Annotated in this window: 23 protein-coding genes, 1 tRNA gene and 1 pseudogene; 14 read left to right on the forward strand and 11 right to left on the reverse strand. The window is 62.7% G+C overall.

The genetic code is table 11. The features are described from left to right. The first annotated feature begins 40 nt into the window (after positions 1-40). The 5 genes from FFM81_RS10445 (at position 41) to FFM81_RS10465 (ending at position 6,564) form a co-directional block, all read left to right on the forward strand. Positions 41-1,189 carry a citrate synthase gene (locus tag FFM81_RS10445; RefSeq protein ID WP_003573028.1) on the forward strand — a complete coding sequence of 383 codons (1,149 nt, stop codon included), beginning with the start codon at positions 41-43 and terminating at the stop codon, positions 1,187-1,189. A 136-nt stretch (positions 1,190-1,325) separates the two neighbouring features. Beyond that, positions 1,326-1,844 (forward strand): FecR domain-containing protein, encoded by a 519-nt coding sequence (locus tag FFM81_RS10450; protein WP_138384275.1) that lies wholly within the window; start codon positions 1,326-1,328, stop codon positions 1,842-1,844. A gap of 3 nt (positions 1,845-1,847) precedes the next feature. Continuing rightward, the gene (locus tag FFM81_RS10455; RefSeq protein WP_138384276.1) at positions 1,848-3,704 is read left to right on the forward strand and encodes a CHASE2 domain-containing protein; all 1,857 of its coding nucleotides are present in this window, start codon (positions 1,848-1,850) and stop codon (positions 3,702-3,704) included. A 97-nt stretch (positions 3,705-3,801) separates the two neighbouring features. Beyond that, positions 3,802-5,787 (forward strand): DEAD/DEAH box helicase, encoded by a 1,986-nt coding sequence (locus tag FFM81_RS10460; RefSeq protein WP_138384277.1) that lies wholly within the window; start codon positions 3,802-3,804, stop codon positions 5,785-5,787. 108 nt (positions 5,788-5,895) lie between these two features. Next, the gene (locus tag FFM81_RS10465) at positions 5,896-6,564 is read left to right on the forward strand and encodes a class I SAM-dependent methyltransferase (protein WP_025416209.1); all 669 of its coding nucleotides are present in this window, start codon (positions 5,896-5,898) and stop codon (positions 6,562-6,564) included. 8 nt (positions 6,565-6,572) lie between these two features. Here the strand turns inward: FFM81_RS10465 and FFM81_RS10470 are convergent, their stop codons facing one another. From FFM81_RS10470 to FFM81_RS10490, 5 genes are read right to left on the reverse strand one after another with little or no spacing between them, the layout of a single operon-like run. Next, complete coding sequence (locus FFM81_RS10470; RefSeq protein ID WP_138384278.1) at positions 6,573-7,796, reverse strand: molybdopterin molybdotransferase MoeA; 1,224 nt, start codon at positions 7,794-7,796, stop codon at positions 6,573-6,575. After that, entirely contained in the window at positions 7,793-8,290 is a 498-nt protein-coding gene (moaC, locus tag FFM81_RS10475) for a cyclic pyranopterin monophosphate synthase MoaC (RefSeq protein WP_138384279.1), read from the reverse strand. Before moaC ends, FFM81_RS10470 begins: the two co-directional genes overlap by 4 nt. A 1-nt stretch (position 8,291) precedes the next feature. Next, the gene (trpC, locus tag FFM81_RS10480; RefSeq protein WP_138384280.1) at positions 8,292-9,104 is read right to left on the reverse strand and encodes an indole-3-glycerol phosphate synthase TrpC; all 813 of its coding nucleotides are present in this window, start codon (positions 9,102-9,104) and stop codon (positions 8,292-8,294) included. 9 nt (positions 9,105-9,113) lie between these two features. Continuing rightward, on the reverse strand, positions 9,114-10,130 hold the full coding sequence (trpD, locus tag FFM81_RS10485; RefSeq protein ID WP_138384281.1) for an anthranilate phosphoribosyltransferase: 1,017 nt from the start codon (positions 10,128-10,130) through the stop codon (positions 9,114-9,116). Between the two features lie 8 nt (positions 10,131-10,138). Beyond that, entirely contained in the window at positions 10,139-12,031 is a 1,893-nt protein-coding gene (locus FFM81_RS10490; protein ID WP_138384282.1) for a peptidylprolyl isomerase, read from the reverse strand. A gap of 219 nt (positions 12,032-12,250) precedes the next feature. On the opposite strand from FFM81_RS10490, the gene FFM81_RS10495 reads away from it, so the two are divergent. Further along, entirely contained in the window at positions 12,251-12,532 is a 282-nt protein-coding gene (locus FFM81_RS10495; RefSeq protein ID WP_003573046.1) for a hypothetical protein, read from the forward strand. 76 nt (positions 12,533-12,608) lie between these two features. On the opposite strand, the gene FFM81_RS10500 is transcribed toward FFM81_RS10495, so the two are convergent. Further along, positions 12,609-12,863 carry a GlsB/YeaQ/YmgE family stress response membrane protein gene (locus FFM81_RS10500; RefSeq protein ID WP_003573048.1) on the reverse strand — a complete coding sequence of 85 codons (255 nt, stop codon included), beginning with the start codon at positions 12,861-12,863 and terminating at the stop codon, positions 12,609-12,611. Between the two features lie 533 nt (positions 12,864-13,396). Here FFM81_RS10500 and FFM81_RS10505 point away from each other — a divergent pair. The 3 genes from FFM81_RS10505 (at position 13,397) to FFM81_RS10515 (ending at position 15,812) form a co-directional block, all read left to right on the forward strand. Further along, entirely contained in the window at positions 13,397-13,552 is a 156-nt protein-coding gene (locus tag FFM81_RS10505) for a hypothetical protein (protein WP_003573054.1), read from the forward strand. Positions 13,553-13,997: 445 nt separating this feature from the next. Beyond that, positions 13,998-14,870, forward strand: coding sequence for a transglutaminase family protein (locus FFM81_RS10510; protein WP_003573058.1), 873 nt, complete (start codon positions 13,998-14,000; stop codon positions 14,868-14,870). A gap of 99 nt (positions 14,871-14,969) precedes the next feature. Continuing rightward, complete coding sequence (locus tag FFM81_RS10515; RefSeq protein WP_003573060.1) at positions 14,970-15,812, forward strand: transglutaminase-like domain-containing protein; 843 nt, start codon at positions 14,970-14,972, stop codon at positions 15,810-15,812. Here the strand turns inward: FFM81_RS10515 and FFM81_RS10520 are convergent. The 3 genes and pseudogenes from FFM81_RS10520 to FFM81_RS10530 all read right to left on the reverse strand — a co-directional run. Further along, positions 15,799-16,020 carry an alkylphosphonate utilization protein gene (locus FFM81_RS10520; RefSeq protein WP_003573062.1) on the reverse strand — a complete coding sequence of 74 codons (222 nt, stop codon included), beginning with the start codon at positions 16,018-16,020 and terminating at the stop codon, positions 15,799-15,801. The genes FFM81_RS10515 and FFM81_RS10520 overlap by 14 nt on opposite strands. Positions 16,021-16,410: 390 nt before the next feature. Then, the gene (locus FFM81_RS10525) at positions 16,411-17,400 is read right to left on the reverse strand and encodes a quinone oxidoreductase family protein (RefSeq protein ID WP_138384283.1); all 990 of its coding nucleotides are present in this window, start codon (positions 17,398-17,400) and stop codon (positions 16,411-16,413) included. Between the two features lie 99 nt (positions 17,401-17,499). Continuing rightward, positions 17,500-17,667: pseudogene (locus FFM81_RS10530) on the reverse strand (3-keto-5-aminohexanoate cleavage protein); the annotation flags it as partial. Positions 17,668-17,852: 185 nt separating this feature from the next. Here FFM81_RS10530 and FFM81_RS10535 point away from each other — a divergent pair. Then, positions 17,853-18,737, forward strand: coding sequence for a LysR family transcriptional regulator (locus FFM81_RS10535; RefSeq protein WP_138384284.1), 885 nt, complete (start codon positions 17,853-17,855; stop codon positions 18,735-18,737). 50 nt (positions 18,738-18,787) lie between these two features. Here the strand turns inward: FFM81_RS10535 and FFM81_RS10540 are convergent. Next, a tRNA-Ser gene (locus tag FFM81_RS10540) sits at positions 18,788-18,877 on the reverse strand. 259 nt (positions 18,878-19,136) lie between these two features. On the opposite strand from FFM81_RS10540, the gene FFM81_RS10545 reads away from it, so the two are divergent. Then, positions 19,137-19,463, forward strand: a complete 327-nt coding sequence (locus FFM81_RS10545; protein ID WP_003573069.1) for a GYD domain-containing protein — start codon at positions 19,137-19,139, stop codon at positions 19,461-19,463. A gap of 97 nt (positions 19,464-19,560) precedes the next feature. On the opposite strand, the gene FFM81_RS10550 is transcribed toward FFM81_RS10545, so the two are convergent. Beyond that, positions 19,561-19,764, reverse strand: coding sequence for a hypothetical protein (locus FFM81_RS10550; RefSeq protein WP_138384285.1), 204 nt, complete (start codon positions 19,762-19,764; stop codon positions 19,561-19,563). A gap of 366 nt (positions 19,765-20,130) precedes the next feature. Here FFM81_RS10550 and FFM81_RS10555 point away from each other — a divergent pair, with 366 nt between their 5' ends. The 3 genes from FFM81_RS10555 to tmk all read left to right on the forward strand — a co-directional run bounded on the left by FFM81_RS10555 (position 20,131) and on the right by tmk (position 23,305). Continuing rightward, positions 20,131-21,225, forward strand: coding sequence for a septal ring lytic transglycosylase RlpA family protein (locus tag FFM81_RS10555; protein WP_025416203.1), 1,095 nt, complete (start codon positions 20,131-20,133; stop codon positions 21,223-21,225). 74 nt (positions 21,226-21,299) lie between these two features. Then, positions 21,300-22,493, forward strand: a complete 1,194-nt coding sequence (locus FFM81_RS10560; RefSeq protein ID WP_025416202.1) for a D-alanyl-D-alanine carboxypeptidase family protein — start codon at positions 21,300-21,302, stop codon at positions 22,491-22,493. 131 nt (positions 22,494-22,624) lie between these two features. After that, positions 22,625-23,305, forward strand: coding sequence for a dTMP kinase (gene tmk / locus FFM81_RS10565; protein WP_097533466.1), 681 nt, complete (start codon positions 22,625-22,627; stop codon positions 23,303-23,305). Positions 23,306-23,313 lie beyond the last annotated feature (8 nt).

The following is a 23,313-nucleotide window of genomic DNA, read 5'->3' on the forward strand; positions in this document are numbered from 1 at the left end:
TGACGTCAATCTTGATGCAATTGATCAATATGAGGCTCCAATGTCGTGGTTGACCGCCGAGGAGGCGCTGCGTGCGTTGAAGACCAAGCCGCAGACGCTCTACGCCAATGTCAGCCGCGGGCGCATCCGGGCGAAGGACGATCCCGCCGACCCGCGCCGCCGCCTCTACCAGTCTGCCGATGTGCAGCGACTCGCAGAACGCCATGCCGGTCGCCGCAAGACCGAAACCGTTGCCGCCGAGGCGATCCGCTGGGGCGATCCGGTTCTGTCCTCGGCAATCTCCACCATTATCGGCGGACGGCTTTTCTATCGCGGACGGGACGCGGCCGATCTTGCCGAAGCGGCGACGCTGGAGCAGACCGCGGCACTGCTTTGGAATGGTGCGGATGTGGTGTCCTCCTCCAGCGCCGAAGCCGGGCATGCCGCTCCCTCGCTCCAGGCTGCGTTCGTGGCGCTTGCCGGGCGAGTGACATCGGATCTGCCGTCGCTCGGCCGTTCGCCGGCAGCCCTTCGCCGTGAGGCGCAAGGCGTGCTCTCCACCGTCGCCGATGCGCTGGCGCCTGGGCGTTCGGATCAGCCGCTGCATTGCAGGCTTGCGGCAAGCTGGCAGCGACCTGATGCTGCTGATTGCCTGCGTCGGGCTCTGGTGCTGCTTGCCGATCACGAACTCAATGCCTCGACCTTTGCGGCGCGGGTCGCGGCATCGGCGGGTGCGGCCCTTTCGGCCGCCGTGCTTTCCGGCATGGCGACATTGACGGGGCCGCTGCATGGCGCCGCCTGGCAGGGCGTCGACGCCTTGATCGAGGCGGCCACCGTCCTCGGCGCGGCGCAGGCAATCCGCCGCACGCTTGCCCAGGGCAATCGGCTGCCGGCCTTCGGCCATCCGCTCTATCCCGACGGCGATATCAGGGCCTCGGCGCTGCTTTCGCATTTTCCCCTGCCGCGGGACTTTGCCGAGCTTCGGGATACAGGGGAGGCGGTGGTCGGCGAGAAGGTCAACTTAGATTTCGCGCTTGCCGCGATGGCCGCCGCCTTCGATCTTCCGAAGGAGGCGCCGATCATCATGTTCTCGCTTGCCCGTTCCGCCGGGTGGCTGGCGCATGCGATGGAGCAGATCGACAGCGGCGACTTGATCCGGCCGCGGGCGCGCTACGCCGGACCAGCGCCCGAAACCGACACCAGGCGCTAAGAAATCGCCTTGCGATTGTGGCGGTTTGCTTTTTTGCCTAGGGAAATATCCGAATTCGGCTATCATGCCCAACATGGAAGAAGACGGTTGGCGGGCGCTTTCGAAAAAGCTGTCCGCACGGTCATGGGGGCTTTCCATGAATAGGACGTTTCGCAGCCTGCTCGCCGCCGTACTTGCTGTCGGCCTCATTCCGCATGGGGCGGCCTTTGCGCAGTCTGCCGGGTGCACGATGTCGCGCGACGCCGGCGCCCGCCAAGTGTTCAGTTGTCCGGGCGGCGTCAAGGTGACGGCGGAGGCCGGCGCTTCCTTCCGCCTTGCCGACCGCAACCGTGACGGCAGTCCCGATTCGGCATCGCTGCGGCGCAAGGCCATTGTCGTCGATGTCGACAGCAGCCAGCATGCGGGTGGTTTCCAGGTGGTGACACCGCAAGCGATCGCCGCCGTGCGCGGCACGCAATGGGCGGTCGACGTCGCCGGCGGCAAGACCTCGGTGTTGGTCGTCCGAGGCAGCGTCGCGGTGCGCCGGCCGGCCGGTGAGCAAGTGGTGCTGTCGCCCGGCGAGGGTGTCGACGTCAGTGGCGGAACGGAGCCGCTCGTCGTGCGTCGCTGGCCGGCGCCACGCGTTGCCGCTCTTCTTGCCCGTCTCGGCCAATAATCCATGAACCATCGCCTGCAGACCGGGATCGCGCTGCTGCTCGCCGGTCTTTGGGCGACCGCGCTCGGCTATGCCAACCTCAATGGCCGAAGCGGCCTTCTCGACCGGATGGAGGCTTCGCTTGCCGATATCCGCAGCGCCATCATCGGGGCAAAGACACCGCCACCGGTCGTGTCGATCGTCGCCATCGACGACCGCACCGCCGCCGCGCACGGCTATCCGCTGGACCGGGCCACCCTCGCGCGGTTGGTCGGCGCCATCACCGCGTTGAAGCCCAAGGCCCTGGCGCTGGATATTCTGCTGGTCGATCCGGGGCCGGAGGAGGGCGATGCGGCGCTGGCGACCGCCCTTGCCCAGGGGCCGAGCGTGATTGCAGGGGCCGCCACCTTCGCGCAAAGCCGCCAGCAAGTCTCCGACGCGGCGAACGATCCGCTTGCCGCCATTCCCGAGGCGAGCGAGCTTCTCTTGCCGCTTCCCCGCTTTGCCGAGTCGGCCGCGGTCGGCATCGTCAATGTCGCGACCGATCAGACCGGCACACCTCGCTTCATTCCGCTGATTTCGCGGGCCGCCGACCGGCTGGATCCGGCCTTTCCGCTACGGGCCGCTTCGGTGGCGCTCGGTGTCGATCCCAGCATCGAAGCCGACGCCATCATGCTCGGCAAGCTACGCATTCCCACCGATATCGGCCAACGGCTTCCGGTGACCTTCTATGGCGGGCACGGCAGCATCTCAACCTTCAGCGCCGCCGATGCGCTTGACGACAAGCTGGCTGCCGATGCGGTCGTCGGCCGCATCGTCGTTATCGGCTCGACGGTCACCGGCGGCGGCGACGTCTTTCCGACGCCGTTCGATCCCGTCATGCCCGGCGTCGAGGTGATGTCGACTGCGATCACCCATCTCGTCACCGGCGACGGCATGGTGCGCGACCACAGGATCAGGCTGATCGACGCCGGCATCGCCGTCGGTCTGACACTCGTACTGGTTTGCCTGATCGCCTGGCGCCGGAGTGCGGCGGGTTATCTCATCATCGTGTTGACGCTCATCATCTGGGCAATGCTCAATCTGTCGGCCTTTGCGCATGGCTACTGGCTGAGTGCGGCATTGCCGATCGCCGCCGCTCTGCCGCCGGCGCTGATCCTCGGCGCGGCCGAACTCTGGTTAGACCGCGGCCGCGCCCGCCATTTCGCCGAGCAGAGCGCGCTGCTGCAGCGCATCGAGGCGCCCGGCCTCGGCGAGTGGCTGGCGCGCGATCCGAATTTCCTCGCCAAACCCGTGCGCCAGAACGCTGCCGTCATCTTCATCGATCTCTCAGGCTTCACCGGCCTCAGCGAATCCCTCGGACCGGTCAAGGTCAGCGAAGTGCTGAGCGGCTTCTTCGAAGTGATCGACGAGGAAGCGCGCGCTCATGGCGGCGCCATCACCAGCTTCATGGGCGACGGGGCGATGATCCTGTTCGGCCTGCCGGAGCCTGCCGATGACGATGCATCCCGGGCCGCCTCCTGCGCGGTCAGCCTGTGCGAGCGCACCCGGGCTTGGCTTGGCGCCCATGCCGGCTTTGCCCAAAAGAAGATCGGCTTCAAGGTCGGAGCCCATTGCGGCCCGATCGTCGCCTCGCGTCTCGGCACCGGCGACAGGCAGCAGATCACTGCGGCGGGCGACACCATCAATGTCGGAAGCCGCCTGATGGAGGTCGCCGCCCGCCACGGCGTCGAGCTGGCGCTGAGCGACGAAATCGTCCGCGCCGCGGGCCCCGACAGCGCGCTACTGCAGGCCGGCCGGATGGAGGGGCCATTGGAAACGACGTTGCGCGGCCGGGCAAGCCATATTGACGCGTGGCTGTGGCGCAGCCGCACGCTTTGACAATCGCCGCGGGAGCGGCTAGGAACGGCGCAAATACCCGCCGGCTGGCTCCGGCCATGGCGCATTTCGCGCCTGACAGCTCCGAAAGATCGAACTCATGACAGAATTAAACGGCGTCGTTCCGGCGATCGCCAAGGCGTTGCAGAAGCGCGGTTACGCCGAACTCACCCCGGTGCAGAAGGCGATGCTCGATCCGGCGCTCGCTGCGTCCGACGCGCTGGTCTCGGCCCAGACGGGCTCCGGCAAGACCGTCGCCTTCGGTCTGGCGCTGGCGCCGACACTGCTCCAGGGCAGCGAACGCTTTGGCAATGCCGGCGCGCCGCTCGCCCTGGTCATCGCGCCGACGCGTGAACTTGCCCTCCAGGTGAAACGCGAGCTCGAATGGCTCTATGAGATGACCGGCGCGGTGATATCAAGCTGCGTCGGCGGCATGGACATCCGCAGCGAGCGCCGTGCGCTCGAACGCGGCGCCCATATCGTCGTCGGCACGCCCGGCCGACTCTGCGACCATATCCGCCGCAGGGCGCTCGACATGTCGGAACTGAAGGCCGCCGTGCTCGACGAAGCCGACGAAATGCTCGATCTCGGTTTCCGCGAGGATCTCGAATTCATTCTCGATTCGGCGCCGGATGAGCGCCGGACGCTGATGTTTTCGGCGACGGTGCCGGCGGCGATCGCCAAGCTTGCCAAGAGCTACCAGCGTGACGCCGTGCGCATCAGCACCGCGGCCGAGGCAAAGCAGCATGTCGACATCGAATATCGCGCGCTGATGGTGGCCCCGAGCGACCGCGAGAACGCGATCATCAACGTGCTGCGCTACTACGAAGCGACCAACGCCATCGTCTTCTGTTCGACGCGCGCCGCCGTCAATCACCTGACCGCGCGCTTCAACAACCGCAATTTCTCGGTCGTAGCGCTTTCCGGCGAGTTGACGCAGAATGAGCGCACTCATGCGCTGCAGGCGATGCGCGACGGGCGCGCTCGCGTCTGCATCGCGACCGATGTCGCCGCCCGCGGTATCGACCTGCCCGGCCTCGATCTTGTTATCCATGCCGACCTGCCGACCAATCCGGACACGCTGCTGCACCGCAGCGGCCGCACGGGCCGGGCCGGGCGCAAGGGTATCAGCGCCATGATCGTGCCGCTGAACGCACGGCGCAAGGCTGAACGCCTGCTGGAGAATGCCGGCATTTCGGCAGCCTGGGCGCGACCGCCGTCAGCCGAGGAGGTCAGCGAACGCGATGACGAGCGATTGCTCGCCGATCCGATCTTCAGCGAAGCGCCGCAGGAGGAAGAGCAGGGACTGGTGCAGCAGCTGCTTTCCAGCCACGGCGCCGAAAAGCTCGCCGCCGCCTTCCTGCGCCTTTATCGCACCAATCATTCGGCGCCGGAGGATTTGATCGAGGTCACGGTGCAGGACGATCGCGGCCGCAAGCGCCGCGACAATGCCGAGCCCTACGAGCCGGCACAGAAGGGGCCGCGCGAAGATTTCGGCGCCAGCGTCTGGTTCTCCGTCTCGGTCGGGCGCAAGCAGAATGCCGAGCCGCGCTGGCTGATCCCGATGCTCTGCCGCAACGGCAATGTGACCAAGCGCGAGATCGGCGCCATCAAGATGCAGCCCGAGGAAACCTTCGTGGAGATCGCCGCGGCAAGTGCCGATGGTTTCCAGGAAGCCCTCGGACCGAACAAGACGCTCGAACGCGGCATCCGCGTGACCCGGCTTTCCGGCACGCCGGACTTCAGCCGGGCGCCGTCGCCGAAACCCTATGCCGGCAAGTCGTCGCGCGACGACAGGCCGAGCGACACATTCCGCGACGAACGCCCGAAGAACAAGTTCGGCAAGGGCCCGGGCGGCGGATATGCTGCAGCCGACAATAGCGGCCAGCAAAGACAGGATAGCAAGCCCTGGAGCAAGAAATCGGGCAAGCCCGGTTTCGACGGCCCGAGATCCGACAAGCCTAAATACGACAAGCCGAAATTTGAAGGCGGGAAGTCCGAAGGCGCTAAGTCTGAACGCCCGAAATATGAGGGCAAGGGTGGCGCTGGGCCGAAGGGCAAGTTCTCGAAGAAGAAACCCGGCTGATTGCGCCGGCAGCCCTTCGCCGGGTCAGGCGGAGGGCTTTGTTTCTCGACATCGCATGCCGTGTATTGAAACGCCGGATTTCATGATGGGGCAGGGAGCGTGACGATGATGAAACGCTCCGGCATATCGCATCCCGATGCGGCCGCCTTCATCCAGGCCAACCTGCCGATCTCGCCAGTCCCGGCCATCCCCGACATGCTGCTGCATACGGCAGGGCCTGCGAGCGGGCTCTGGCGGCTTGCAGGCCGGGAAGAGACCGATCTCCCGCCTTACTGGGCCTATCCCTGGGCCGGCGGCGCGGTTCTTGCCCGCCATCTGCTCGACCGGCCGGAAATCGTTGCCGGCCGCCGCGTCCTCGATCTCGGCGCCGGCTCCGGTCTCGTCGCCATTGCGGCGGCGAAGGCTGGAGCTGCTGCGGCTACGGCGATCGATATCGATGCCAATGCCATTGCTGCAATCGGTCTCAATGCGGCGATCAACGGCGTGGACATCGTTGCCGTCGCCGGCGATATCATCGACTCACCACCGCCGGAGAAGACTGATCTCCTCGTTGTCGGTGACCTGTTCTACGATTCCGCCCTTGCTGTGCGGGTGATGGCTTTCCTGCAGCGTTGCCAGGCGAGCGGGATTGAGGTGCTGATCGGTGATCCCGAGCGCGCTCACCTGCCGCAAAGGGAACTCAGGCGAATCGCCACCCATGCGGTCGCCGATTTTGGGGCGGGCAGCCGTGGCACGGCGGTGCAGGCGGGCGTTTTCTCGCTCGCCGACAAAGTTTAAAGCCAAAATTACCCGAGAAGATCCGGCCGCAACAGCATGACCGGGCAGGGCGCCCCGGCCGGCAGCTCCGGCGCATGCGGCGGGCGGATGATGAGACAATCGGCTTGCGCAAACACCTTCATCATCGAGGAGTCCTGCTTGCCGAAGGGCTCGGCCAGCCAGTTTCCGGTCGTGGATTTCGTAAGTTTTGCCCTGATATAGTCCTGCCGATGATCATTGGCGCGCAGCGTGACGGCCGCCTCCACCATTGCCTCGCGCCGCATTGGCGGCAGGGAGGCGAGTTTGCGGATCAGCGGCTCGAGGAAGAGCAAGGAGCAGACCAGGCTCGAGACCGGATTGCCGGGCAGGCCGAGCACATGCGTCTCGCCGAAGCTGCCGACCATTAGCGGTTTGCCGGGGCGCATGGCGATGCGCCAGAAATCGAGCTGCATGCCGGCCTCGATCAGCGTCGCCTGAACCAGATCATGGTCGCCGACCGAAGCACCGCCGAGCGTGACGATGACATCGACCTTGGCGTCCCGCGCCATGTCGATCGCCGCGGTGATTTTTGCCTTGTCGTCAGGCACGATGCCGAGATCGAGCACATCGGCACCGGCCTTGCGGGCAAGGGCTGCGATGCCGAACGTATTGGAGGCGATGATCTGCGAAGGGCCGGGCGTGCTTCCGGGTGGCAGCAACTCATCGCCGGTTGCAAGGATGGCGATTAGCGGGCGTCGCAGCACGTCGACCTCAGGCCGGTTCATGCCGGCAGCGACCGTCAGCCGCGAGAAATCGAGCACCGTGCCGGCAGGCAGCACGACTTCGCCTTCGACGAAATCCTGGCCGCGGGGACGCACGTGCTGGCCCTGCCGTACAGGGAAATTGGTGCGGACGCCGCCTTCGATCTTCTCCGCATCCTCCTGCAGCAGGACGCTATCGGCGCCTGAAGGGACAGGCGCCCCTGTGAAGATGCGGACGGCCTCTCCCTTGCCGACGCTTCCCTCAAAGCCGTGGCCGGCGGAAGAGGTGCCGATGACCTTCAGCACGGCGCCCGGCTCCGGTGCGTCTTCACGGCGCAGCGCATAGCCGTCCATGGCCGACGCATTGAAGGGCGGCTGGGTGAGGCCGGCCGTGAGATCGACGGCGAGAACGCGGCCTTCAACTTCTGCGAGCGGCAGCGTCTCGGTCACGGCAACGGGCTTTGCGCGGGAGAGCAGGCGGTTGAGGGCCTCGGCGACAGGCAGAAGGTTCATTTCGCCTCCGGATGACGGAAATCGCCGGATTTGCCGCCGGATTTTTCGAGCAGTCGGACGCCGCCGATCTCCATCGCCTTGTCGGCGGCCTTGGCCATGTCGTAGATCGTCAGGCAAGCGACCGAGACGGCGGTCAGCGCCTCCATCTCCACGCCGGTCTTGCCGGTCAGCTTGGCGGTTGCCGTGACGCGCAGGCCGGGCAGGGCGGCATCCTCCTCGATCTCGACCGTGACCTTCGTCAGCATGAGCGGATGGCAGAGCGGGATGAGATCAGCGGTGCGTTTTGCCGCCATAATGCCGGCAAGGCGCGCGGTGCCGATCACATCGCCCTTCTTGGCATTGCCCTGGCGGATCAGCGCGAGTGTTTGCGGCGCCATTTTCACATGGCCCTCGGCCGTGGCGATGCGCACCGTCTCGGCCTTGTCGGAGACATCGACCATATGCGCCTCGCCGGAGGCATCGATATGGGTCAGACCGGGCTTTGCGCCGCTCATATCATTCGGCCGCGATGGCGGCTTCGCCAAAGAGCAGCGCGCGGGTGGCTGCGGCCACATCCTCCTTGCGCATCAGGCTTTCGCCGACGAGGAAGGTATTGATGTCGACCGCCTGTAGCCGCTGGCAATCGGCATGGGTGAAGATGCCGCTTTCGCCGACGAGCAGCCGGTCTGCCGGGACCATGGAGGCAAGCGTCTCGCTGACCGTCAGGCTGACCTCGAAGGTTCGCAGGTTGCGGTTGTTGATGCCGATCAGCGGCGAGGAAAGCTTCAATGCGCGTTCCATTTCCGGCGCGTCGTGAACCTCGACCAGCACGTCTATGCCGAGCGAAAAGGCTTCGTCCTGCAGACGCTCAGCCTCGTCATCGCTCAGCGACGCCATGATGAGGAGAATGCAGTCAGCACCCCAGGCACGCGCCTCATGGACCTGATAGGTCTCGAACATGAAGTCCTTGCGCAGGGCCGGCAGGGCGCAGGCGGCCCGCGCCGTCGTCAGAAATTCCGGCGCGCCCTGAAAACTCGGCGTGTCGGTCAGTACCGAAAGGCATGCCGCCCCACCGGCTTCATAGGCCTTTGCCAGCGCCGGCGGATCGAAATCCGGACGGATCAGCCCTTTGGAGGGGCTTGCCTTCTTGATCTCGGCGATCAGACCGAAATCGCCGGCCTGCCGCTTGGCGACCAGCGCCTTGTAGAAGCCGCGCGGGGCCGACTGGCCGGCCTGCATCGCCTTGAGATCGGCAAGCGACACGGCAGCCTTGGCGGCGGCGATTTCCTCGCGCTTATAGAGTTCGATCTTCTTCAGGATATCGGTCATCGGCCAATCCTAGTCGATATCGTTGGAAACGGCGATGAGTTTGTCGAGGGCGAGCGCGGTGGCGCCGCTATCCAGCGACTGCGCGGCAAGTGTCATGCCGTCGCGGATTGTCGCCGCCTTGCCCGCGATAACCAGCGAGGCGGCGGCATTGGCGAGCGAGACATCGCGATAGGCATTCTTTGCGCCGCTGAGCACCTCGCGAAGCGCTGCGGCATTGGCAACACCATCACCGCCCTTGATATCGGCGAGTACGCAGGGGCTGACACCGAAATCGGCGGGCGACAGCTCGAAAGTGCGGATCTTGCCGTCTTCAAGGGCTGCGACTTTGGTGACGCCGGTCGTGGTAATCTCGTCGAGGCCGTCGCCATGGACAACCCAGACGCATTCGGAGCCGAGATCGCGCATGACTTCGGCAAGCGGCACCAACCATTGCGGCGAGAAGACGCCGAGCAGCTGGCGGCGGACGCCGGCCGGGCTGGAGAGCGGCCCCAGAAGATTGAAGATGGTGCGGGTGCCGAGTTCGACACGCGAGGGGCCGACATGGCGCATGGCGGAATGATGAAGCTGCGCGAACATGAAGCCGACGCCGGCCTCGGTGATGCAGCGGGAGATGATCTCGGGGCCGACATCGAGCTTGACGCCGAGAGCGGCCAGATTATCCGCCGCGCCGGATTTCGAGCTCAGCGCCCGGTTGCCGTGTTTTGCGACGGGAACACCGGCGCCGGCGACGATCAGCGCCGCCAGCGTCGAGATATTGTAGGTGCCGCTGGCATCGCCGCCTGTCCCGACGATGTCGATCGCATCGGCCGGCGCCTCGACGGTCAGCATCTTCGAACGCATCGCGGTGACGGCGCCGACGATCTCGTCGACGGTTTCGCCGCGCACGCGCAACGCCATCAGGAAGCCGCCGATCTGCGAGGGCGTCGCTTGGCCGGACATCAGGATGTCGAAGGCGGCGCGCGCCTCGTCACGCGTCAGCGGCTCGCGGTTTGCGGCCTTGGCCAGGAACGGCTTCAGATCGGTCATAAAGCCTCCTAACGAAGCGTCGCCTGTTCGGCGAGCGTCTGGTTGATCTGTGCGCCGTACTGCGTCTGCAGTAGGTTGACCATCTGATCGAGAATATCGTCGCCGGCGGCATTGGCCATGGCGGTGATCTGGGCATCTCGGTTGTTCAGCGCGTCGCTGGTCGGCTCGCTGTTGACCTCGGTGACCTTCATCAGGATCTGCGTCGAGGGATCGGCGCCGACGGCACTGGCGACCGCATCGACGGGGCCGGAGAAGGCCGCGGTGACACCGGCGCGGCCAAGCACCGGATCATCGGTGGAGCGAGTGATGCCGCTCTTGCTTTCGACTGCGATGCCGAGCGGCGTTGCGATATCGGCAAGCGCGGTGCCCTTGGCTGCCTCAGCCTTTAATGCATCAGCCTTCTTGGCGAGTTCGGCCTTCTGCTGTTCCGCCGTCCAGTCTTCGACCGCCTTTTCGCGGACTTCGGTGACCGGGCGCTCGCGGGTCGGGGTAATTTCGCGGACGTTGAACCAGACATAGCCGTCATTGCCGATCGGCAGCGGCGGCGCGTCGACGCCGACCTCGGTCTTGAAGGCTTCGCCGAGCAGCTGCTGCCTGACGGGGATATCCTTGACCTCTTTGCCGTCCTTGTCGGCGCCGGTCATATCGACGGCGTCGACGGTCACGGCATTAAGCTTCAGCTGGCCGGCAATATCCTCGAGCGTGGCGCCACCGGCGCGCAGATCTTCGATGCGGTCATGAACGTTGATCACTTCTTGTGAGGCATTGGAGAGCGCCAGCTGCTTGCGGATGTCCTCCTTCACCTCGTCGAAATTTTTCACCGTTTCCGGCTTGATGTTGGTGATGCGCAGGATGACCGCGCCGAAGGAACCATCGACGACAGGTGTCGTGCCGCCGTCCTTCGAAACTGCGAAGGCCGCATCGGCAACGGCCTGGTCGGGTACCTTGTCCTTGGTGAATTCGCCGAGCAGCACGTCGCTTGCCGTCTTGCCCTGGTCGGTGACCAGCTGGTCGAAGCTGGTGCCGCCCTTCAGCGCCGTTTCGGCGGCGGCGGCAAGATCCTTGCTGGCAAAGCTCAGCTGTTCGATGGTGCGGCTTTCCGGCGTGCGGTAGGTATCCTTGCTCTTGTCGAAGGCTTCGTGGATCTGGTCGTCCGTAACAGTCGCAGCGTCGGCGATATCGGCGGGCTGCAGCTTGAGATAGACGAGCTTGCGGTACTCCGGCGCCTGATAGCGCTGCTTGACGCCGTCGAACCAAGTCGCCAGCACGTCATCGGCAGGCGCCTTGATCGGCTCGATATTGGCATTGGTGAGCAGCAGATAGTCGATGCTGCGGCTTTCATTGCCATAAAGTTTCAGAGCGTCGACCAGCGTCTTCGGGGCGGAAAAGCCGTTCGAGATGGCATCGACGACCTGGCTGCGGACGGCGACCTTGCTGCGCTCCTTGATGTAATCGTCCTGACGGATATTGGCATTGCGCAGGCGCGAGACGAAGAGTTCGCGGTCGAATTTGCCGTTGACGGCCTTGAAAGCGGGATCGTCGGCGATCAGCTGAGCGAGGCGGTCTTCGGACAGGCCGAGGTTCATGTCTTCGGCGAGCTGGTCGAGCGAGGCGCCGGCGACGAGCTGGGCAAGCACCTGCTGTTCGACGCCGAAGGCGCGGGCCTGTTCCGGGGTGAGGCGCATGCCGAACTGCTGGCCGAGACTTGCCACCTGGCGCTGATAGGCCAGGTGGAATTCGTTGACGTCCACATGCTGATCGCCGACGGTCACGACGGTGGTGCTGTTGCCGCCCGACAAGAGCTGATGCGACACGCCCCAGGCGCCGAAGGAGACGACGAGGAGAAGCAGGAGCAGCTTGGCAACCCAGGTCTGAGCAGCTCTTCTCAGGATATGGAACATGGAAACGCAAACCTCGCAGTATCATTGAGCCGCGCGCGGGCGGACATTCGACGTTCCTTAAAACAAACCCGACAGGAAATGAAGGGTTTGTCGTGCGAAAAGCTGCACAAGCTCGCCGCTTATCCGTGGTGGCTTTGGGGCCAACAAAAGATCGGCTGCGGCGGAACCTTTCAGGCCGTCATTTCGTTGAAACGGCATCCCATGCAACAGGAGCAGACCATGGCTGAATTGAAAACCGCTTCCGCCGAATCCACCGCTGCGCGCGTCAAAGCCGATATGGCAGCAGACGACCTGTCGGCGCAGGTCGCAGCCCTTCGCAACGATCTCTCCCGGCTGACGGAAAGCGTGGTCGCGCTCGGGCAGGGGGCAAAGTCGGCGGTGACCGACGAGGCGTCGCTGATGACGGAGCAGTTGCGTGACAAGGTTCGTGAGGAACCGCTCATGGCGCTCGCGGTGACGGCAGGCATCGCCTATGTATTCGGCCTGCTGAGCCGCCGCTGAACGACATTTCAGGACAGAGAAAAGCCGGACGCGAAGCGCGCCCGGCTTTGAACTATGTCTGCTCCATCTGCGGCAATCAGCGACGGATGGCGCGGCCGACGAAGATCAGAATGCATGCACCGACGAAGCCGGTGATCAGGTAACCCAGCCAACCGGCCAGTGGCTGAATGTGCAACAGACCCAGGATCCAGTTGGCGACGATGGCGCCGACGATGCCGAGCAATATGTTCATGAGCAAGCCCATGCTGCTGCTCATGGCCTTTTCCGCCAGCCATCCGGCGATGCCACCGATGATGATGGCTGCAATCCAACCTACGCCTGCGCTTTCCATGGTTATCTCCCTCCTGGCAAACCGACTCCAAACAATGCATGAAACGGACAGAAATTCCACTCCCGGCAGAATTTAAAGCGCTCACGGGTGCAGATGGGTGACCGGCGTGTCCAGCGCATAAACGGCCAGCTGGAACAGGAGTCCTGATATGGCCAGCATTGCAAAGCCGTAGGGCATGATCAGACTTTTGCTAAACATTCTTTTCTCCCCCTTTTGGGGAAAGAATAAGCTTAAGCAGCCGCCGCGCAAGATTATTACTAATAAATAGTTAAGATTAGTTTTTGAGTAAAACTTAAGATATCGAAACGGCACGACATGTTATATTTCAATACGAAAGAATTAATACTCGAACAGGGGGTGCGTGCTTATGCGGCATAGGTTGCTTGTCTTGGGCTTCCAGGGCGCAAATGAAGCTGTTCCGCTGGCGGACGACCTACAGGATAACTTTGCCGTCATGCCAGCCCGGACGATTGATTTTGACGCGAAGCGCATCATTTTACTCCAGAAGCCATTCGATCCGAGGGGAACACCTGATGTCAAAAGCTGCAATCGCCGTCGCCTGCATTTGCCTGCTCACACTTTCCGGCTGCGGCAATACCGCATACGGGCTGAAGAAGGATGGACAGGAGGCGAGCCACGCCATGGACAATGCCACACATCGGGTGCTTTCCGCAGGCGCCAAGAAATAAAGCGCGCAAGAGGACGACGGCGAAAAAAGCCCGCCTGGGGTGAGGCGGGCTTGCAGTAACAGGGAGAATGGACGGATCGACGCCGTCTCAGGTAATAAAGCATTTGCTTAAGCGCGTGGCTTTACGTCATTCGACGTATCCGGCGCCGCCGCTCCGGCAGAGCCGAAGCGACTAGTCTATCGCAGTCGAATCAGAAGTTGCCCCAGTTCTGGGCGCGGGCACGGGCGCGAATAATTCTGTATTCGCGACCGCCATAGAGCGAGCCGATTGTCAGCATAAGCGTCAGAACGTCCCAGATGATATGCATTTTATCCTCTTAGGTTGGACGGCTCTGCCGTCGATCGGTTGATGCAGAATAGCAATCTTTCGAATGTGCTTATATGACAAGAATTCGGGATAAGCGGGGAGCAGGCAGGGGGCGCCTCACGCAGAGGAGAGGCGGCCTATGACGATTTTCTCCGTCCGCCATATCACGGCCTATCGTTACGTCAGGGATGTCGATTTCGGCGAGCATCGCTTGATGTTCCGGCCGCGCGACAGTTTCGACCAGCGGCTGATCGAAGCGTCGTTGACGATATATCCTGAGGAAAGTCATGTGCGCTGGATCCACGATGTTTTCGGCAATTGCGTGGCGCTCATCGATATTTCGAGGCCGGCGTCCGAGCTACGTTTCGAAACCTGGATCACGCTAGATCATACGCCCCATGTTGCCCTCGACCTCAAGGTGGATGACCAGGCGCTGACCTATCCGTTCTCCTACGACAAGGACGAAATTGCCGATCTGACGCCGGCGATGCAGCGTCATTATCCCGATCCCAATGACGAGGTCGGACGCTGGGCGCGCCGGTTCGTGCGCCAAGGGCGACCGACCGAGACCGGGCATATGCTGATGACGCTCTGTTACGCGATTCGGGAAAGCTTCGTCTATGCGCGGCGAATGGAGCACGGAACGCAGACGCCGCTGCAAACTTTGCAGCTTCGCTCAGGCACCTGCCGGGATTTCGCGCTGCTGATGATGGAGGCGGCACGCGTGCTGGGGCTCGCGGCGCGCTTCGTCACGGGCTATGTGTATGTTCCCGACCGGGACGGCTCGACCGTGCTCGGCGGCGGTTCCACCCATGCATGGTGCCAGGTTTATCTTCCCGGGGCCGGCTGGGCGGAGTTCGATCCGACGAACGGGATTGTCGGCAATCGCGATCTCATTCGGGTCGCCGTTGCCCGCGATCCGCGCCAGGCCGTCCCGCTGAGCGGCAGCTATGATGGCGATGGGAGGGATTTCGACAGCATGACGGTGCAGGTCAACGTCACCACCAAGTAATCGCGGTTTGGGTTCGGCGACAGTCGCGGCTGCGGGAACCGGGCAGCACGATCGACGTTGCATAGTCACGCCACCTGTGCGGGATGCGAGGACGCCATAATGAAGATACGCGCCGGGTTTCATCTGGGCTATGAATGCATACAGCCGACGCCGATGCTGCTCGCTCTCAACATTCATCCTTCGCGCCGCACCGATCTTCTCAGCGAGCAGGTCCTGACATTCGACCGGCCGATCGAGGCCTGGGAATATACCGACGGTTTCGGCAATGCCTGCAGCCGGATCGTCGCGCCAGCGGGATTGACGACGATCTCCACGGAGTTCGAGATCTACGACAGCGGCCAACCCGACGTCGTTCCCGACGATGCCGTCCAGCACGCGATCAGCGACCTGCCGGACGAGGTGCTCGTCTTCCTGCTCGGCAGCCGCTATTGCGACACCGACAGGCTTGGCGATTTTGCCTGGGCAACCTTCTCGTCGACGCCTCTCGGCTGGGCGCGCGTCCAGGCGATCTGCGATTTCGTCCATGACCACATCACCTTCGACTACCTGAAGGCCGACCTGCTCAGGACCGCGCATGGCGGCTTCGTCGACAAGGCAGGCGTCTGCCGCGACTTTGCCCATCTCGCCATCTCGCTTTGCCGATGCATGAATATCCCAGCCCGGTATTGCACCGGCTATCTCGGCGATATCGGCGTTCCGATCGATCCCAATCCGATGGACTTCAGCGCCTGGTTCGAGGTTTTTCTCGGCGGCCACTGGCATACGGTCGACGCCCGCCACAACACGCCGCGAATCGGTAGAATCCTGATGGGGACCGGCCGTGACGCTACCGACGTCGCAATGTCGACGGCCTTCGGACCGGCAGTGCTTTCCCGCTTCGAGGTGATCACAGAGGAAGTGCCGCAGGAAGCGGCGGGCGAGGCCGATCCTATGCCTTCTTGAGGAATTCCGTTTTCAACACCAGACCCTTGACCTGCTTGGTGCTGCACTCGATCTCGCCTGGATTGTCGGTCAGGCGAATGCCTTTGACGAGGGTTCCACGCTTCAGCGTTTCGGACGTTCCCTTGACCTTGAGGTCCTTGATCAGCGTTACGGAATCGCCGTCGTGAAGCTGACTTCCGTTGCTGTCCTTTACGATGATGTCGGACATGATGTTCCCGCCTGATGATTGACTTGATGATCTCGGGCGGGAAATCACGTCGACACGGGATAGTCAACCATTACGAACGGATCGAGCAGGGCGATCAAATCTAGCGCGAGATCGAATGCCGCAAAGCTCAGGGCTATGACAGGCCGCCGCCGCCCGATCGCGACGGTCTTCAGCAACCGAAACTGAGACCAAGGTCCGATCTATCCCGGACTTCAGGCCTATAGCCAACTCACGCTACTGCAATAGGTTGTCGCGGCATGAGTCGAGTTACGGAGTTTTGCGGTGACGAAGATTTTTTTTGCGGGAATGATACTGACGCCGGTTATCTTCTGGGGTTCTGTCGGCGTCCTGATATATTCGATGCTTTCGTGAGCGGGTGCCGGTGCAGCCTCATGGAATGAGGACAATCGAACCGCGGGTTCGACGGGCTTCCATATCTTCATGCGCTTTAGACGCATCGCCGAGCCTGTATTTCGATATATTCGGCGCCTTGACGATGCCGGCCTCGATAGCGGCAAAGAGGTTGCTCGCTGCCGCTTCGTACTCGCTGCGATCAGCCGTATAGTGGGCGATGGACGGACGGGTGACGAACAGCGAACCCTTGGTGCCGAGCGACGCAACATTCAAGGGCGCGACCGGGCCGGAGGCTTCCCCGAAGCTGACAAGCGTGCCACGCGGTGCCAGGCAATCCAGGGACCCGGTAAAGGTGTCGGCGCCGACGGAGTCGTAGACGACGCGCACGCCCTTGCCGCCGGTGATCTCGGCAACGCGGGCTTTGAAATCTTCCCTGCTATAGACGATCGTGTGGTCGCAGCGGTTTGCCCGCGCAATCTCGGCCTTTTCCTCCGAACCGACAGTGCCGATCACGGTGGCGCCGAGATGCTTCAGCCATTGGGTGGCGATTGAGCCGACACCGCCTGCTGCGGCATGGAAGAGGACGGTGTCATCTTTGGCCACCGGCACACAGCGATGGATCAGATATTCGACCGTCAGCCCCTTGAAAACCAGGGCGGCGACTGTCTCGCTGTCGAGCGCGTCCGGCACCGAAAGGGCGCGGACGGCGAGCAGGTTTCGATAGGTCGAATAGCCGTTCGGCGGACCGCCGACATAGGCGACCCGATCACCGACATTGAAATTGCGAACGCCGTCGCCAATAGCGGTGACGATACCGACCCCTTCGACGCCCAGCCCGCTCGGCAGGGGCAGTTGGGCCGCGAAGACGCCCCGGCGATGGTAGACGTCGATATAGTTCACGCCGATGGCGAGGTGCCTGATCTGAATCTCGCCGGCAGCCGGCGCGGCCAACTCGAGGGTTTCCCGGCGCAGGACGTCAGGGGCGCCGAATTCTGAAAATCGGAAAGCGTCTGTTCTTGTTGTCATGCTTGCCTCGTGGGAGCGATAGGTAGACCGGATCGGGCTGACCTGGCAGCGGAGAAAAAATTCGACATCGTGTCAGCGCGATTGGCCCGGAAAGATCGCGACGGTGGCGAGGCTCTCCTTGCCATCGGCTTCCCGCGGATGAGTGTGGAGTTCCGCAGCGCCGGCCGCTACCGAAGCGGCGGGCATCGCGCACCTATTGATCGTCAGACGAATACGCGGATGAAAATCATTCGCGCGGGCACCGTTGATGCAGGCTTGAACGATCATAGAGACAGGCCTCGCGCTTGTTGGGCAGGCGTGAACATTGGCCACACCAAATTTGGAAACTCTATGTCTTTGAAGTGCCGCCACTGCGGCGACATCTCTTGCCGTTGCAGCCGCGATGATATCAAATCCAGCGCAGTAAGCGATTGCCGATATGGGAAACCGCTATTCCAAAAATGGAAAGTCATATGGACTGGAATGACCTGAAATTCTTTCTCGCCGTTGCAGAGTCGCGATCGCTGAGTGCGGCGTCGCGCCGATTGGGCGTCAGCACATCGACGGTCTCGCGCCGGATCGCCGCCCTCGAGCAGGCGTTGGGCGTGGCGTTGTTCCGGCACCACTTCGACGGATACGAACTGACCGAGGCCGGGATGAACCTGCAGATACCGGCCGAACAGGCCGAATCTTCCCTGAAGGCTTTCGAACGGTCAGCCAAGGACAGGAGCGACACCCTGTCGGGCATCGTCCGGATCGACGCGCCCGAACTGCTCGGCCAGCAGATCCTGCTCCCCGGCCTTGCAGGCTTCATGGAGGACTATCCCGGCATCCAGCTCGACATCCGCTCCAGCGTCCGGCCGGTGCAGCTCGGCACCCAGCAATCCGATATCGTCCTCCGGATCGTTCCGCCGGAACGGGGCAGTTACCGGATGCGCAGCGTCGGCAAAGTCGCATTCGGCCTTTACGCCCACCGGAATTATCTGGAAGCCTATGGACAGCCGTCGAACGACCGCGATCTGCGCTCTCACCGAATGATCGGCTGGAGCGAAGAACTGCGTTACCTCTCGATGTCGGTGTGGCTGGACGAGCTGTTCCCCGACTTGCAGCCGGCCATGCGGCTGAGTTCCTTCACCGCCCAGTTGACTGCCGTCGAAAGCAGCCTCGGCATCGCGGTTCTGCCCTGTTTTGCCGCGCGCCGAACCGGGCTGTTACCGGTGCTCGAAGACCTCCCCAGACTGACGCTCGATCTGTGGCTTCTCGTGCAGGATCAGGCCGGCCGGTCGCCGAGGGTTCAGATCGTGAAGGAATGTCTGGTGAAGATTCTCGCGGAGAATGCTGACCAACTGGAGGGTTGAGCGGTGCTGACACGCGACAGATCGAATTCCGCAAAGAAATCAATGCGGCATGGCGGAAGAGGTGGGATTCGAACCCACGGTACGGTTTCCCGCACGCCGGTTTTCAAGACCGGTTCCTTAAACCACTCGGACACTCTTCCATCTAGCTGAAAAGGTTGACCAATCAACATTTTGTTGACCATCTGAAATCGGAGTTTGCTACCGATTTGCGACCCAATCACTCGACGGCTGGCTTTTTAGCAGCTTTGATAGCAGCGTCAACGTGCCCGGTAGCATTTGTCGGCATCTGCGCCGATTGCAGTTCCGGCGGATAGATCTTTGCTTGTTCCGCACGTTGGAAATGACTGGCGTTCGCGCCGGCTTGAGCGTTTACTCTATCGTTCCGGCGGAGGAAAAACCATGGCCATGTATCTCACGCGCTTCAGCTACACGCCCGACACATGGGCGCGCATGATCGAAAACCCCGAGGATCGCCGAGAGGCGGCCCGCCGTTACATTGAATCGGTGGGCGGCAAGCTCCACGGGTTCTGGTATGCCTTTGGCGAACATGATGGTTGGAATCTGTGGGAGGCGCCCGATAACGTGTCGATGGCGGCCGTCGCGATTGCTATCGGGGCGGGAGGGGCGGTCAGTTCCATGGAAACCACGGTCCTCCTCAGCGTCGAGGATACGATCGAAGCCCTGGGAAAGGCTAAGTCGGTGCGTTATCGTCCCCCGGCAGCGTAGGGGACGGACTGCTGCTTCTATTTGAAGATCGGTGCTTGGCGCGTATCTCGTTGCCGGCGCAAAGCTCTCATTGAATCGCGCCTGATCTAGGAGAGATCTAGCCTCCGTCAGATCCGAGGCCCTTCGGACCGTTGAGCTGGTTCATATCCTCGCAGAGAGATCGGACTGCCTCCATGGTCACGGCGAGTGCCGACATCAGCATTGCGATGTCATTGTCTTGATCCGGCTGGGAAAGCGATCGAGATCTGGCATGCAACTGCTGACTGACCGTGTCGAGTTGCGTCATGGTTTCAACGTTCATGGGGATCCTCCAAAGGCATAACCTTGAAAGCCCGTGAGAGACACTTCGTTCCCAATAGCCGCGCGTGAAGCCGTGGCGACGGCGTCATATTGAGCTTTTCGAGCGTTCTGATGTTTAGCATCTGCCCCGGATCGGCACGGGAATTTCAGACCTATTTGCGGCGGCGGCAGGGCAGGGCGGCAAGGCTCGCGTTAGTAATTTGTAAACCATAATCATTAGAATTGTCGCTATCGCTGCGAAATCGTTCGTAAATTTGCCACGAACTTCGCAAGATTAAAGCCTCGTTAGGCGGGCGGGGATAAGGCGTATTGGCCCGGTATGGGGCAAGTTCCTTAACCATAACGATCTTTGAGCGGCGTGGGACAAATGAAATTGGGATACGGGGCGGCGTCTTTCGCAACGACAGCACGGTGGCTGGCGGTATCGGCGATGTGTGCGACGGTTGCGGCGTGCGGCACGACGCAGGCGGTGCCGAAGAAGAAAGCTCACGGCAAAGAATATTTCTCCGAATCCGAATATGGCGTGAAGGCCAGCCCGCGGGTCGCCACCGGCAACAATATTCCCAAGGGCGGCGGCCGCTACATCGTCGGCAATCCGTACGAGGTGAAGGGCAAGTGGTATTATCCGAAGGAAGACTTCGCCTATAACAAGGTCGGCGTCGCGTCCTGGTATGGCTCGGCCTTTCATGGCCGCCTGACGGCGAACGGCGAAGTTTACGACCAGATGCATCTTTCTGCGGCGCATCCGACCTTCCCGCTGCCGAGCTATGCGCGCGTCACCAATCTTGAAAGCGGTTCTTCCGTCATTGTCCGCGTCAACGATCGCGGCCCCTATCACGAAGGCCGCATCATCGACCTGTCGAACAAGACGGCCGACATGCTGGATCTGCAGCACAGCGGTACCGGCAAGGTGCGCGTGCAATATGTCGGCCGCGCCCGCATGGACGGCCACGACATGCCCTACCTGATGGCCTCCTACACGCCGAAGGGCAGCCGCATTCCCGGCGTCAATCCGGAAGGCCAGATCGCAACCGGCGTGATGGTCGCCTCCAACAGCCGCAAGATTACCCGCGACCAGTTGCAGAGTTCGGAAGATTACGAGACCCCGGCCAACGTGCCGGTGCCGGTGTCGGCGACCTCCTATGCCGGCTCGACGCCGAGCGCACGCTATAATGCGGCGCCCACTCCGGCTCCCGGTGCCCATGTCTTAGTGGCGCCAGCGGCATCGTCTGCCAGCAATGCCCCGCAGGCCTTCGACCAGATGGTCGTGCTGCCGGAGATCGGTCCCATGCCCTACGAACGGCCGCTGGGCTCTTTGGCGCTCGGTTACCAGAACGAGGATGTGAAGACGGTGACCGTCGATCTCGCCTTCGACGCCGTAATGGTTCGCAATGACGGGCTGACGCAGGAGTCGATCCTTGCCGCGGCCAAACGTCATCAGACCAAATTCGCCGCGCGCTGAGCGCTGCGATTGCATCGGATTTCCTCTCGCTCTAACCTTCTGACGACACGCCGCTCGATCGATGGAAACTCCCGATGCTGAAGCCTGTGCTTCGCCTGTTTGCATGCCTGTTACCGCTCGCCACCGGGGCGCTTGCGGCCGATAACGGCACGGCCGGTTTCGCCACCAAGGCGGCGCAGGCCTATATGATCGAGGCCGCCACCGGCACGGTGCTTCTCGCCAAGAACGAGGATCAGGGGTTTTCGCCGGCGTCGCTCGCCAAGCTGATGACGATGGATCTCGTCTTCGACGCGGTGACGAAGGGCGAGATCACCTTCGATACCGAATATCCCGTTTCCGAATATGCCTGGAGAACCGGCGGCGCGCCGTCGAGGACGGCAACGATGTTTGCCAGCCTCAAATCGAGGGTGCGCGTCGAGGATCTGATCAAGGGCGTCGCCATCCAGGGCGCCAATGACAGTTGCATCATTCTCGCCGAAGGCATGGCCGGAAGCGAGCAGCAATTTGCCGTGTCGATGACGCGCCGCGCTCGCGAGCTCGGCATGGAGAAGGCCGAGTTCGGCAATTCTACCGGCCTTCCCGATGGAAAGAGCAAGGTGACGGCGCGCGAAATGGTGACGCTGGCCACGGCCCTGCAGAAGTCCTATCCGAACCTCTATCCCTATTTCGCCCAGCCGGATTTCGAGTGGAACAAGATCTTCCAGCGCAACCGCAATCCGCTGCTGGGGCTCGATCTCGGCGCCGACGGGCTGGCAACCGGCTTTACCGAGGGGGAGGGCTATTCGATCGTCGCGTCGGTTGAGCGCGACGGCAGGCGGCTGTTTCTGGCGCTTGCCGGCATTGCCTCCGACAAGGAGCGGACGGAGGAGGCCAAGCGAGTGCTCGAATGGGGGCTGACGGCCTTCGAGAACCGGCAGATCTTCGCCGACAAGGAAGTGATCGGCGCTGCCAGCGTCTATGGCGGCACGGCGCGCACCGTCGATCTCGTGGCAAAGGCGCCGGTCAGCGTCTATATTCCGATCAGCAATCCCGACCGGCTGTCGGCCCGCATCATTTATCGCTGGCCGCTGACGGCGCCGGTAGAGCCGGATACTCAGGCTGGCACGCTGAGGATTTTCGCAGGCAGCCGGCTGCTCAGGGAAGTGCCGCTCTATACCGTGCAGGCGGTCGGCGAGGGATCGCTCAGCAGCCGGGCTGTCGACGCCATGCTGGAACTCGGCGAATCGCTGTTTTTCTCCTGGCTTTGGGACAAGTCCGCGCCGGGTTGAACTGCGGCTGCTGACAGAATTTGCCGGGAAAGGTGAATATGTCGCCGCGGCGAAAGGTTTTCCTTCCTGCCGTCTTCGGATAGATAGAAGGGGCGGGGCGCGTGCGGCGCCTGGAATGCGGGAAGTTGTCATTGTCATCCGGTGCGGGATTGTTCGTTACGTTTGAAGGCGGGGAAGGCGCTGGGAAATCCACGCAGATCCGCCGCCTCGCCGAGGCGCTGAAGGGCGAAGGTCACGATGTGCTGGTGACGCGGGAACCGGGCGGATCGCCGGGTGCGGAGGCCGTGCGCCACGTGCTGCTGTCGGGGGCAGCAGAGGCCTTCGGCACACGGATGGAGGCGATCCTGTTTGCGGCCGCGCGCAACGACCATGTCGAAGAGGTGATCCGGCCGGCGCTCGTCGCCGGCAAGATTGTGCTCTGCGACCGCTTCATGGATTCTTCGCGCGTCTACCAGGGCATCACCGGCAATCTCGAACCCGATTTCATCGAGACGCTGCAGCGCATCGCTATCAACGGCGTCATGCCGGATTGCACCGTGATCCTCGATATTCCCGCCAGCATCGGGCTGGAGCGGGCGCAGAAGCGCGCCGCCACCGATGCGCCCGATCGCTTCGAGAAGGAGCGGCTCGAAACGCACGAGAAGCGACGCGAGGCCTTTCTCGATATCGCCGCCCGCGAGCCGGAGCGCTGCCATGTGGTCAATGCCTTGCAAAGCGAGGAGGCGATCGCCGTCGAAATCCTGACGATCGTCCGGCAACTCATGTCGCCTGAAGGCCATGCGCGGATGCCGGAAGCCGCTCATCATGAGTGATGGCCATT

It is taken from the genome of Rhizobium hidalgonense (assembly GCF_005862185.2).
Lineage (GTDB): Bacteria > Pseudomonadota > Alphaproteobacteria > Rhizobiales > Rhizobiaceae > Rhizobium > Rhizobium hidalgonense.

What these genes read in the sequence shown, in the direction of transcription:
- moaC (WP_138384279.1), bottom strand. Translation starts at nt 8,290, where the DNA reads ATGAGCGGCGCAAAGCCCGGTCTGACCCATATCGATGCCTCCGGCGAG.
- FFM81_RS10500 (WP_003573048.1), bottom strand. Translation starts at nt 12,863, where the DNA reads ATGGAAAGCGCAGGCGTAGGTTGGATTGCAGCCATCATCATCGGTGGC.
- FFM81_RS10515 (WP_003573060.1), top strand. Translation starts at nt 14,970, where the DNA reads ATGAAGATACGCGCCGGGTTTCATCTGGGCTATGAATGCATACAGCCG.
- FFM81_RS10505 (WP_003573054.1), top strand. Translation starts at nt 13,397, where the DNA reads ATGTCAAAAGCTGCAATCGCCGTCGCCTGCATTTGCCTGCTCACACTT.
- FFM81_RS10460 (WP_138384277.1), top strand. Translation starts at nt 3,802, where the DNA reads ATGACAGAATTAAACGGCGTCGTTCCGGCGATCGCCAAGGCGTTGCAG.
- FFM81_RS10520 (WP_003573062.1), bottom strand. Translation starts at nt 16,020, where the DNA reads ATGTCCGACATCATCGTAAAGGACAGCAACGGAAGTCAGCTTCACGAC.
- FFM81_RS10560 (WP_025416202.1), top strand. Translation starts at nt 21,300, where the DNA reads ATGCTGAAGCCTGTGCTTCGCCTGTTTGCATGCCTGTTACCGCTCGCC.
- FFM81_RS10465 (WP_025416209.1), top strand. Translation starts at nt 5,896, where the DNA reads ATGAAACGCTCCGGCATATCGCATCCCGATGCGGCCGCCTTCATCCAG.
- trpD (WP_138384281.1), bottom strand. Translation starts at nt 10,130, where the DNA reads ATGACCGATCTGAAGCCGTTCCTGGCCAAGGCCGCAAACCGCGAGCCG.
- FFM81_RS10525 (WP_138384283.1), bottom strand. Translation starts at nt 17,400, where the DNA reads ATGACAACAAGAACAGACGCTTTCCGATTTTCAGAATTCGGCGCCCCT.
- FFM81_RS10445 (WP_003573028.1), top strand. Translation starts at nt 41, where the DNA reads ATGTCGTGGTTGACCGCCGAGGAGGCGCTGCGTGCGTTGAAGACCAAG.
- FFM81_RS10450 (WP_138384275.1), top strand. Translation starts at nt 1,326, where the DNA reads ATGAATAGGACGTTTCGCAGCCTGCTCGCCGCCGTACTTGCTGTCGGC.
- FFM81_RS10550 (WP_138384285.1), bottom strand. Translation starts at nt 19,764, where the DNA reads ATGAACGTTGAAACCATGACGCAACTCGACACGGTCAGTCAGCAGTTG.
- FFM81_RS10545 (WP_003573069.1), top strand. Translation starts at nt 19,137, where the DNA reads ATGGCCATGTATCTCACGCGCTTCAGCTACACGCCCGACACATGGGCG.
- FFM81_RS10455 (WP_138384276.1), top strand. Translation starts at nt 1,848, where the DNA reads ATGAACCATCGCCTGCAGACCGGGATCGCGCTGCTGCTCGCCGGTCTT.
- FFM81_RS10555 (WP_025416203.1), top strand. Translation starts at nt 20,131, where the DNA reads ATGAAATTGGGATACGGGGCGGCGTCTTTCGCAACGACAGCACGGTGG.
- FFM81_RS10470 (WP_138384278.1), bottom strand. Translation starts at nt 7,796, where the DNA reads ATGAACCTTCTGCCTGTCGCCGAGGCCCTCAACCGCCTGCTCTCCCGC.
- FFM81_RS10495 (WP_003573046.1), top strand. Translation starts at nt 12,251, where the DNA reads ATGGCTGAATTGAAAACCGCTTCCGCCGAATCCACCGCTGCGCGCGTC.
- FFM81_RS10535 (WP_138384284.1), top strand. Translation starts at nt 17,853, where the DNA reads ATGGACTGGAATGACCTGAAATTCTTTCTCGCCGTTGCAGAGTCGCGA.
- FFM81_RS10490 (WP_138384282.1), bottom strand. Translation starts at nt 12,031, where the DNA reads ATGTTCCATATCCTGAGAAGAGCTGCTCAGACCTGGGTTGCCAAGCTG.
- FFM81_RS10510 (WP_003573058.1), top strand. Translation starts at nt 13,998, where the DNA reads ATGACGATTTTCTCCGTCCGCCATATCACGGCCTATCGTTACGTCAGG.
- trpC (WP_138384280.1), bottom strand. Translation starts at nt 9,104, where the DNA reads ATGACCGATATCCTGAAGAAGATCGAACTCTATAAGCGCGAGGAAATC.